The 2,705-nt window shown below is 51.7% G+C and carries 2 protein-coding genes; both read left to right on the forward strand.

Going from position 1 to position 2,705, the window contains the following annotated elements; all coding sequences use genetic code 11:
• A partial coding sequence (locus tag R7E47_RS23925) for a Tn3 family transposase (protein ID WP_000452541.1) occupies positions 1-1,747 on the forward strand: 1,747 nt, incomplete at its 5' end.
• Positions 1,748-2,164: 417 nt separating this feature from the next.
• Positions 2,165-2,705 (forward strand): transposase zinc-binding domain-containing protein (locus R7E47_RS23935; RefSeq protein ID WP_198950938.1); only part of this gene is annotated, 541 nt, incomplete at its 3' end.

Genomic DNA, 2,705 nt, shown 5'->3' on the forward strand with positions numbered 1-2,705 from the left:
CGGTAAAGGCTCAGAAGCCGTCGTCGCCCAACTTCAACAGATGCAGACGGAAATCGCATTCGGTGGACCACTGAAGACGATGGATACGTCGCTCATCCCGAAAAAGCACCTCCCATGGTTGGTTAAACAGGATAACGTTAACCCGCAACGTTACGAATGGCTGCTCTACCGGCAGTTAACCTCACGACTGAATGGACGCATTTATTTGCCAAATGTTACCAAATACCGCGCACTGGAAGACGACCTGATCCCCCAGACATCGCAGGATACCTTGCTGGCCTCATCAACACTGGACAGACTAAAACAGCCCGCAGAGTTATTGTTACAGGAGAAACAACACCGGCTGGAAAGTGCACTCAAAGACGTTGCTCTCCATATTGATGAGGGAGACAATCGAAATGTGATCATGAAAAATCGTACCGGTACCCGCTGGCGTCTGCCGACCAAAAGCGCTACATCTCTGGTCAACAATCCCTTTTTTAAGCGAATGCAACCGGTCGGTATCGCGGATGTACTGCGGTATGTAGAGCGCGAAACCGGGTTTATGAAATGTCTGACTCATGTACTTCCGATACAAAAACAAGGGTTCACTCATCAGGATGATTTACTGGCCATTCTGATTGCCAACGCCACTCACCGTGGTGTGTATGGCATGGCGCAGATCTCCGATCGAAGCTATGAACACCTGAGTACGGTGCAGGCCAACTATATCCGGCCTGAAACGCTGCATGACGCCAGCGACGTGATCAATAATGCGGTTGCAGCGCTACCCATCTTCCGCCACTACCATATTCAGGAGGACCAGCTGCATGCCAGTGCGGATGGTCAGAAATTCGAAACCCATCTGGAAACCTTTAAAACCCGGTACTCCTCTAAGTATTTCGGCACCAACAAAGGGATCACGGCCATGACACTGGTGGCCAACCACAGCGCCCTCAATGCTCGGATCATCGGTTCCAACGAGCACGAATCACACTATATTTATGACCTGTTACAATCCAACAGCAGTGAAATCAAACCTGACGTACTCTCGACAGATACACACGGTGTCAATCATGTTAACTTCGCCTTACTGGATCTATGCGGTTACAGTTTTGCACCGCGATACGCGCAGTTCAGTAGTGTCATCAATGATCTGTTTGATGTGACTGAAAGTGAACAAGGCAGCACCATACTGGCGCTAAAGAAGCCTATCAGAACGAATGTTATTACAACGGGATGGCAAGATATCAGGCGTATTGTTCTGTCACTTCAGACAAAGCGGACGACACAAGCAATGCTGGTAAGAAAGTTGTCTGGTTACCCTTCTGGACACCCAATATTACAGGCTCTGACGGAGTATAATCGACTGGTTAAAGCGCAATATTTACTTGACTACATCGACGATGCCAGTTTGCGGCAGTATGTGCAACGTGCCCTGAACCGGGGAGAAGCATGGCACTTCCTTAGACGAGCCATTGCGTCGGTGAATGGTGATCAGTTCCGTGGCAAAAACGAGTCTGAAATCGCTATCTGGAATGAATGCGCAAGATTGCTTGCCAACGCGATCATCTACTTCAACTCCGCGATACTGAGTCATCTTCTGGGACACTTTGAAGCGAGAGGAGATGAAGAGAAAGCGGGTATCACTCGTGCTGTTTCGCCCGTTGCGTGGCAAAATATCAACTTAAGCGGAACGTATAACTTCACTAATACTGGGAAATTGCCCAATATTGGCGAAATAACAAGGCCGATAGTGGATGATTAGGCTCCAAGCTGAAAGTAAACCACCTCCGCAGCCATTTATTGGTGTGGTCTACAGAGGATTATGTCTTTTTAGAGGGGAAAATCCCTAGAACCCCACCTTGAGACAGAACGCGCCTTGGTCAGAATCCCAGTCGCTGGGCGGGTTTGCGCCTACGCTCTTGACCCCCACGAGGTCTGGAAAGGGTACGACAACGCCAAAGAATACGCGGCCTTCGTGACCAAGACGCTGGTCAACAAGGACGGCGATATTAAGCGCCGGATCATGTCGATGTTTAGCCCAGAGGAACGCCCAGACGACAGGGAGTGACGGGCACTGGCTGGCAATGTCTAGCAACGGCAGGCATTTCGGCTGAGGGTAAAAGAACTTTCCGCTAAGCGATAGACTGTATGTAAACACAGTATTGCAAGGACGCGGAACATGCCTCATGTGGCGGCCAGGACGGCCAGCCGGGATCGGGATACTGGTCGTTACCAGAGCCACCGACCCGAGCAAACCCTTCTCTATCAGATCGTTGACGAGTATTACCCGGCATTCGCTGCGCTTATGGCAGAGCAGGGAAAGGAATTGCCGGGCTATGTGCAACGGGAATTTGAAGAATTTCTCCAATGCGGGCGGCTGGAGCATGGCTTTCTACGGGTTCGCTGCGAGTCTTGCCACGCCGAGCACCTGGTCGCTTTCAGCTGTAAGCGTCGCGGTTTCTGCCCGAGCTGTGGGGCGCGGCGGATGGCCGAAAGTGCCGCCTTGCTGGTTGATGAAGTACTGCCTGAACAACCCATGCGTCAGTGGGTGTTGAGCTTCCCGTTTCAGCTGCGTTTCCTGTTTGCCAGCCGGCCCGAGATCATGGGGTGGGTGCTGGGCATCGTTTACCGCGTCATTGCCACGCACCTGGTCAAGAAAGCGGGCCATACCCACCAAGTGGCCAAGACGGGCGCGGTCACCCTGATCCAGCGTTTTGGAT

It is taken from the genome of Vibrio sp. Vb1026, assembly GCF_033338745.1.
In the GTDB taxonomy this organism is placed as follows: Bacteria; Pseudomonadota; Gammaproteobacteria; order Enterobacterales; family Vibrionaceae; genus Vibrio; species Vibrio alginolyticus.